Here is a 6,697-nt window from a genome sequence, read left to right on the forward strand (position 1 = left end):
TCGCACTCTCGCACTCTCGCATTCTCGCATTCTCGCATTCTCGCTTGATTATCAGATATAAAAAAGCACCGCTTAACGCAGTGCTTTTAGAGTACATAAACCATTTAGATAGAAGCTATATAATAGAGAATTCATCTAGAGATTGGATGACATGAATGCCGGCCTCTGACATTTCAAGACAGGCTGCTATCGTTGTTTCCTCCGCGATGCCTCTGCATGCTTCTAGGTTAACCCAAACATCAAAGTGTCCGTGTTGCTTGAGTTGAAGAGCCGTTGTCTTTACGCAGTAATCTGTTGCTAGGCCGCCGACTAAGATTGTCGTTACACCTTTAATAGCAAGCCACTCTATTAAGCCTGTACTTAGCTTCTCTTGTATATCGTGGAAACAGGCGCCGTAAGGATGAAGGTTTGGCTCTACACCCTTCCAGATGACGTGATCGTATTCAGTAACAGCCGGGAGACTTGGTATGATTTCAAATCCTTCAGTTCCAGGTACAGCGTGAGATACCCAAGTCAAATCGGCATTTGGGTGGTCTAAAGGCGTAAGCATTTCTTCTGGCGTATCAACAACCCATACTGCGTTCGCAGGATGGGCATCTTTTGTTAGTACACGAAAAACTGCTTTTTCTGCCTGCTTGTTTAATGCAGGTCCAATTTTATCGCCTTCAATTACAGGAAGCTCACTCGGACAAAGTGGCGTAAATGTTTTTTGAGGGTCGACATCAATTGACGCAATCACACCTTTCTCCTTAAAGGATTTGATTTAGTAAATGGTCGGCTCTAACACGGCGGATTCGCTTTAAGAGCTTTCTCACCTGAGGAGGATAATGCTCAAGTTTCTCGATTTGTTTGTAGCTGCCAATAAGCTGAGTATGCGCTAGGATCGTGTCGATCTCATTTTGCATTTGTGCTTCAAGAAGGCGATGACGGTCATGAACCAGAATCGCATTCTCCAAATCTAGCTTCCAAGCGCGAGGGTTTAGGTTGTTGCCCGTGAGGAGCATATACGATCTATCGACCCAAATACCTTTAAGGTGAAAGCTATTATCATCGTGCTTCCAAAGGTTGATGCGCAGTTGACGCTTAGCGATGGCTGCCTCATTTTTCCGAGCGAAATTGCGAAGGTTAATCTCATAAAGATAAGGTAAACCCGAGATCGTTTTGAAAGGCTCGCTTGGCGGAATGTAGAAGTCATTTGCTGTTTTGTCGCCAATGATGATCGTGACAACAACACCGCGGCTCAACGCTCGACGAATTTCACGCATGACGCTTCGTGGTGGATTGAAGTATGGGGTGCAAATGATGAGCTCTTCGTGAGCACTGGCGATCAACGTACAAATTTGCGTGTTTAGATAATTTTTACGCTTACCTAAACCTACCATTGGCGTTAGGCCAACTTGTTCTTCGTTGATGTGTTGAGAAATAAAACTATAGCTTGCTGAATGTAAGCGGGCGCGAAGATCTCGGATCGCAGACTTCAATACTTTCGTCTCAGGACGATTTGGCTGTGCAAGGCAATTTACCGCATCACTTGCAACGAGTGTGTTGCCGATGAAGTTCGCCATGCAGTCCGCAAGCGCTTTGTTCTTTATGACATGGTAGCGGTCATAGCGATAGCGATCGTGCTGGGCAAGGTAAACATCGTTTAAACTTGCGCCGCTGTAGATAACGTTATCGTCAATGACGAACCCTTTAAGGTGAAGTACACCAAAGACTTCTCTGTTTCTAACAGGTACACCGAGAACGTCAATTTTGTGGGTGTAGTTTTCCGCATAGTGGCGATAAAGCGCGGCATTGCCATCTGATTTATCAGCACCGATTAGCCCGCGTTGAGCGCGATGCCAATCAACCAATACTTTAATGTCGAGTACCGGGTTCTTTTGCTTGGCTTCATACAGCGCATCAAGAATGCTGCGTCCCGCTTCATCATCTTGAAGGTAAAGCGCAACGAGGTAGATACGATGTTTGGCTTGTGCGATTTCGTGCAGCAAGCGCTCTCTAAACGAAGCAGCGTCCAGCAGTGTTTCTAACTGGTCAGGACGATGCGCAATTCTTGGAAGCTGATCGATCAACTGCTTGTTTGCAGTAGCTGAATCCATTGTTGCCTCATTCAGTTCGACGACATGTCGGGATAACGAAAATCAAACCTTGTATTGTACCAGATATTGCGCGATTTCAAGCCATCCTGATGTGTCTGCTCTCTCGATTTAGCATTGTGATGAAGAAAGATGCTTCATTGGAATAAGATCTTTACCACTGTTGCAATAACTCGCATAGCGCCCACGCAGTTGTTCTGGAAGTGCATTGGCCTCAATCACTTTAAACCCTTGCGCTTCGTATAGCGGTGTTAGGTAGCTAAATGCCAAGCAATAACACTGCATTGCTTCGATTTGTTCTTTGCAAGAGACGAGTAACGCATCTCCGAGTTTTTTTCTTCTGAGCTCTGGAGTAACCAGCATACCCGTGAGTAATTGGAATGTTTCAAACTGCTTGAACCTAACGGCACCGCATATCCCTTGAGGACTCTCTACCGTCCAAATGATCTCATCTTTTTTGGGTTTTCCCGATGGGTAGTAGGCTTTATAAAAGCGCGCAACAAGAGGAAATCGCATAGGGTTTAAAAGAGAGTATGTGTAATCAGTCACGGCTATCAAATCACTGTGAATTCAGGGTGGATGGGGTAGTATACACGGCTAAGACCTTATGAAAACGAAACCGATAAGCGAATGAAAGCACACAGCAATACATCACTAAAACCCTTTCATACTTTTGGCTTGGATGTGCATGCGAAAGAAATTATCGCCGCGCAAAGCACTGAGGATTTCTTAGCGATCTGGCGCGACGATGCGTATAAGACGCTTTCAAAGTTGATTGTCGGAGAAGGAAGTAATTTGCTTTTTTGCCAAGACTTTGAAGGTTTAGTGGTACTCAATCGCCTGAAAGGTATTTCGGTTTCAGAAACAGACACGCATTGGCACTTACATGTTGCGGGTGGTGAGAATTGGCATGAACTGGTTCGTTGGACCGTTGAACAAAACATGCCTGGACTCGAAAATCTCGCACTCATCCCCGGGCTTGTCGGCTCTGCGCCAATCCAAAATATCGGTGCTTATGGTGTTGAATTGAATGATAGATGTGAGTATGTCGATGTCTTGCATTTGGACACGGGTAACATTCAGAGATTGTCTGCGCTCGAGTGTGCCTTCGGTTATCGTGATTCAATATTTAAACAATCGCTAAAACATGGTTATGTGATTGTGGCTGTTGGACTTCAACTAGCAAAAGCATGGGAACCAGTTCTTGGTTACGGTGCTTTGTCTGATCTTGCTACGCAACAAGAGGTCTCCGCTCAAGCTATCTTTAATAAAGTCTGCGAGATTCGTCGTGCAAAACTTCCTGACCCTTATGTATTGGGCAATGCCGGAAGCTTTTTTAAAAATCCAGTTGTTGTTGCTTCATTGGGTAACAAGATACAAGAAGAATATCCAGACATGCCCGCGTATCCAGCAGGTGACAATCAAATGAAGCTTGCGGCGGGTTGGCTAATAGAAAAAGCCGGTCTTAAAGGGCACAAGCTCGGCGGTGCAGCGGTTCATGATAAGCAAGCGCTGGTTTTGATAAATGCAGGAAATGCGTCAGCTCAAGATGTTGTTCAACTGGCCAAGCATGTAGTTGAGACGGTTTATCAGTCTTTTGGTGTCGAACTCGAGCATGAAGTGCGCTTTATCGGGGCGACGGAAGAAACCTCTTTGGAGGCAATATGCCTGCGTTAGATAACTCGCCACGACTTGCACTCATCAAAAAACTGTCAGATGGTCAGTTTCATTCTGGTGAGGTGTTGGGCCAAGAACTTGGCATGAGTCGAGCTGCAATCAGTAAACACATCAAGGTACTCCAACAGTGGGGAGTGGATGTATTTCGGGTTCAAGGGAAAGGGTACTGTCTACCTGCACCTCTGGATCTTCTTGATGAAGCCTCATTGCAATCGAAATTGAATGTTCCAACGTTCTCCCTTGTTCCCGTTATTGACTCAACCAATCAGTATTTACTCGATCGTGTAGGGCAATTGACGTCAGGAACAAGTTGTTTGGCTGAGTATCAACAAGCAGGGAGGGGGCGACGTGGACGCGTGTGGTTCTCACCTTATGGTGCAAACTTATACCTTTCTATGTACTGGCGTTTGGATGCAGGCATGGCCGCTGCGATGGGACTGAGCTTAGTGGTTGGTGTATCTATGGCTGAAACGTTGAACAAGCTTGGTGCTGAAGGTGTAAAAGTAAAATGGCCTAATGACCTTTATTGGCAAGATAAAAAGCTGGCTGGTATTTTGGTTGAAATGACAGGTCAAGCGGGTGACGCTGCTCATTTGGTCATTGGAATGGGGTTGAATGTCGCGATGCCCGAAACAGATTCTGTAGACCAGCAGTGGGCAAACCTAAAAGACACGTCATCTGCGCTACCAGATAAAAATACGCTTGCAGCTGCACTGATCAATGGCGTGATTGATGCGCTCAAAGAGTACGAAATCTCTGGCATGAATGGTTTTGTAGAACGCTGGGATAAGTACGATAATTTCAAAGACCGAGCGGTGAAGTTGATCCTTGGCGAACGTGAAGTCAAAGGTATTGCGAGAGGAATTAACGAGCAAGGCGCATTGATGCTTGAAACCGAAGCGGGAATTACGCCTTACCTTGGTGGTGAGATTAGCCTTCGTGCTGATGTGTAGTTAACGCCAACACAATGTCGCTGATGTCGCGATTACTTTCTTACCATCACTGTCTGTATTGCATGGTTGTTGCTCTTTTGGAGTATTAACCCTGCGCGCTCTCGAGTCGGCAAGATATTCTCAACTAAATTCTTACCATTGATTTCTTCCCATATCCCCGATGCCGTCTCACGTGCTTCGTCGTGTGACAACTTCGTGTAATGGTGGAAGTAAGAAGATGGGTCTTTAAATGCCCCTTCTCTAAACGCCATGAAACGTTCGATATACCAATTCTTCAATAGTGAAATGTCGGCATCGACATAAATTGAAAAGTCGAGAAAGTCTGAAATAAAGACGCGGTGTGGATCGTGAGGGTAGTCCATGCCAGATTGCAGGACGTTAAGGCCTTCTACGATAAGGATGTCAGGCTGTTCGACAACTTTAATTTGCTCTGTGATGTCATAAACCAGATGCGAATAGACCGGTGCTGCAACACAAGACTTGCCCGATTTCACATCGGCGACAAACTGCACGAGTTTGCGGATATCATAAGATTCTGGAAAGCCCTTCTTCTTCATCAAGTTCCGTTCTCTTAGAACATCATTCGGGTGAAGAAAACCATCTGTAGTAACTAGTGCAACTTTCGGATGTTCAGGCCAGCGTTCAAGTAAGGCCTTGAGCAAGCGTGCCGTTGTACTCTTGCCCACCGCCACACTGCCTGCAATACCGATAATATAAGGAACGGCATTGTCTTTTTGACCGAGGAAGTGTTCAAGGACTTGAGTGCGCCCTTTCCTTGCTTTGACATACAGATTCAAAAGACGTGAGAGAGGTAAATAGATGTCTCGCACCTCATTCATCGTCAAATGCTCATTTATTCCGCGCAGCTTTTCGAGATCAGCCTCATCCAGTGTCATCGGCACTGAATCTCTGAGTTCTGACCATTGCTGGCGATTAAATGACAAAAAAGGCGTTAACAAGTCGCTCATGATACCAATGAATCTGTTTTAACTAAGGAAAGCGACAATACATTATCCCCACGAATTGTTAAAGCGCGATGGGTGCCTAGCATGCGTTCATACTGCTAAAAATGCACATGAATTGGTGAAAAAATGTCCCACGAGAACTGAATTGAAGGAATTTTTTAAAATAGCGGTTGCAACGTCAAAAATCATTGCATAGAATGCGCAGCACTTGTCGCCGGCTTAGCTCAGTTGGTAGAGCAACTGACTTGTAATCAGTAGGTCGCCAGTTCGATTCCGGCAGCCGGCACCATTAAGACAATACAAAACAATTTGGTGGGATTCCCGAGTGGCCAAAGGGATCAGACTGTAAATCTGACGGCTCCGCCTTCGAAGGTTCGAATCCTTCTCCCACCACCATCATTTCAAATAGTTTGAATAGCTCTACGAGAAACTGAAAGCGGGCATCGTATAATGGCTATTACCTCAGCCTTCCAAGCTGATGATGCGGGTTCGATTCCCGCTGCCCGCTCCAATTCTAAAGTGCTGATATAGCTCAGTTGGTAGAGTGCACCCTTGGTAAGGGTGAGGTCCCCAGTTCGAATCTGGGTATCAGCACCATCTTTCTCTTACAAGTTACTCAAGCCGTTTGATTTATTCTCAACAAAATCCAATTGTTGGTTGTGTGGTCGTCGTACCACCAAAATACCGTGCTTAGAGGGACTGTCATGTCTAAAGAAAAATTTGAACGTACGAAACCGCACGTTAACGTTGGTACTATCGGCCACGTTGACCACGGTAAAACCACTCTAACTGCAGCAATCTGTACTGTACTTTCTAAAGTATACGGCGGTTCTGCACGTGACTTCGCATCTATCGATAACGCTCCTGAAGAGCGCGAGCGCGGCATCACCATTTCTACGTCACACGTAGAATACGATACTCCTTCTCGTCACTACGCACACGTAGACTGCCCAGGACACGCCGATTATGTTAAAAACATGATCACCGGTGCTGCGCAAATGGACGG

The 6,697-nt window shown here is 45.7% G+C and carries 7 protein-coding genes and 4 tRNA genes; 7 read left to right on the forward strand and 4 right to left on the reverse strand.

Annotated elements, in window-relative coordinates; all coding sequences use genetic code 11:
* Positions 1-115 precede the first annotated feature (115 nt).
* The 3 genes from BCT27_RS16435 to BCT27_RS16445 form a co-directional block, all read right to left on the reverse strand.
* The gene (locus tag BCT27_RS16435; RefSeq protein WP_102396277.1) at positions 116-739 is read right to left on the reverse strand and encodes a nicotinamidase; all 624 of its coding nucleotides are present in this window, start codon (positions 737-739) and stop codon (positions 116-118) included.
* A 10-nt stretch (positions 740-749) separates the two neighbouring features.
* The gene (pssA, locus tag BCT27_RS16440; RefSeq protein ID WP_102396278.1) at positions 750-2,099 is read right to left on the reverse strand and encodes a CDP-diacylglycerol--serine O-phosphatidyltransferase; all 1,350 of its coding nucleotides are present in this window, start codon (positions 2,097-2,099) and stop codon (positions 750-752) included.
* Positions 2,100-2,207: 108 nt separating this feature from the next.
* Positions 2,208-2,612 carry a GNAT family N-acetyltransferase gene (locus BCT27_RS16445; protein WP_017016177.1) on the reverse strand — a complete coding sequence of 135 codons (405 nt, stop codon included), beginning with the start codon at positions 2,610-2,612 and terminating at the stop codon, positions 2,208-2,210.
* 114 nt (positions 2,613-2,726) lie between these two features.
* On the opposite strand from BCT27_RS16445, the gene murB reads away from it, so the two are divergent.
* Both murB and birA read left to right on the forward strand, forming a co-directional pair.
* Positions 2,727-3,773: a UDP-N-acetylmuramate dehydrogenase gene (murB, locus tag BCT27_RS16450; RefSeq protein WP_102396279.1), complete on the forward strand. Its 1,047-nt coding sequence runs from the start codon at positions 2,727-2,729 to the stop codon at positions 3,771-3,773.
* Positions 3,761-4,726: a bifunctional biotin--[acetyl-CoA-carboxylase] ligase/biotin operon repressor BirA gene (gene birA, locus BCT27_RS16455; protein WP_102396280.1), complete on the forward strand. Its 966-nt coding sequence runs from the start codon at positions 3,761-3,763 to the stop codon at positions 4,724-4,726. The genes murB and birA overlap by 13 nt, the downstream gene beginning before the upstream one ends.
* 32 nt (positions 4,727-4,758) lie before the next feature.
* Here birA and coaA read toward each other — a convergent pair whose 3' ends face one another.
* Positions 4,759-5,694: a type I pantothenate kinase gene (gene coaA / locus BCT27_RS16460; protein WP_102316827.1), complete on the reverse strand. Its 936-nt coding sequence runs from the start codon at positions 5,692-5,694 to the stop codon at positions 4,759-4,761.
* A 210-nt stretch (positions 5,695-5,904) separates the two neighbouring features.
* Here coaA and BCT27_RS16465 point away from each other — a divergent pair.
* The 5 genes from BCT27_RS16465 to BCT27_RS16485 form a co-directional block, all read left to right on the forward strand.
* Positions 5,905-5,980: transfer RNA gene (locus BCT27_RS16465), tRNA-Thr, on the forward strand.
* Between the two features lie 22 nt (positions 5,981-6,002).
* A tRNA-Tyr gene (locus tag BCT27_RS16470) sits at positions 6,003-6,087 on the forward strand.
* Positions 6,088-6,127: 40 nt separating this feature from the next.
* A tRNA-Gly gene (locus BCT27_RS16475) sits at positions 6,128-6,202 on the forward strand.
* Between the two features lie 10 nt (positions 6,203-6,212).
* A tRNA-Thr gene (locus tag BCT27_RS16480) sits at positions 6,213-6,288 on the forward strand.
* A gap of 107 nt (positions 6,289-6,395) precedes the next feature.
* A partial coding sequence (locus tag BCT27_RS16485) for a GTP-binding protein (protein ID WP_241905164.1) occupies positions 6,396-6,697 on the forward strand: 302 nt, incomplete at its 3' end.

Source organism: Enterovibrio norvegicus (assembly GCF_002876705.1).
Classification (GTDB): domain Bacteria; phylum Pseudomonadota; class Gammaproteobacteria; order Enterobacterales; family Vibrionaceae; genus Enterovibrio; species Enterovibrio norvegicus_B.

Bases quoted from the DNA above. Each gene is read 5' to 3' on its own strand.
- pssA (WP_102396278.1), bottom strand. From the start codon at position 2,099: ATGGATTCAGCTACTGCAAACAAGCAGTTGATCGATCAGCTTCCAAGA.
- BCT27_RS16445 (WP_017016177.1), bottom strand. From the start codon at position 2,612: ATGCGATTTCCTCTTGTTGCGCGCTTTTATAAAGCCTACTACCCATCG.
- murB (WP_102396279.1), top strand. From the start codon at position 2,727: ATGAAAGCACACAGCAATACATCACTAAAACCCTTTCATACTTTTGGC.
- birA (WP_102396280.1), top strand. From the start codon at position 3,761: ATGCCTGCGTTAGATAACTCGCCACGACTTGCACTCATCAAAAAACTG.
- coaA (WP_102316827.1), bottom strand. From the start codon at position 5,694: ATGAGCGACTTGTTAACGCCTTTTTTGTCATTTAATCGCCAGCAATGG.